Below are 255 nucleotides of genomic sequence, written 5' to 3'. Positions count from 1 at the left end.
CCTCCTGGCTGTCTGGGCCTTTCCACATCGTTTCCCACTTAACTATGACTTTGGGACCTTAGCTGGCGGTCTGGGTTGTTTCCCTCTTCACGACGGACGTTAGCACCCGCCGTGTGTCTCCCGGATAGTACTTTACGGTATTCGGAGTTTGCAAAGGGTTGGTAAGTCGGGATGACCCCCTAGCCTTAACAGTGCTCTACCCCCGTAAGTATTCGTCCGAGGCTCTACCTAAATAGATTTCGGGGAGAACCAGCT

At 53.3% G+C, this 255-nt stretch carries 1 rRNA gene; it reads right to left on the bottom strand.

The annotated features are described in order from the left end of the window. Positions 1-255 (bottom strand): 23S ribosomal RNA (locus PSH48_RS21285); the annotation flags it as partial.

It is taken from the genome of Pseudoalteromonas sp. Angola-4 (assembly GCF_028599265.1).
In the GTDB taxonomy this organism is placed as follows: Bacteria; Pseudomonadota; Gammaproteobacteria; order Enterobacterales; family Alteromonadaceae; genus Pseudoalteromonas; species Pseudoalteromonas atlantica.
This window is presented reverse-complemented; position numbering and strand designations above follow the sequence as displayed.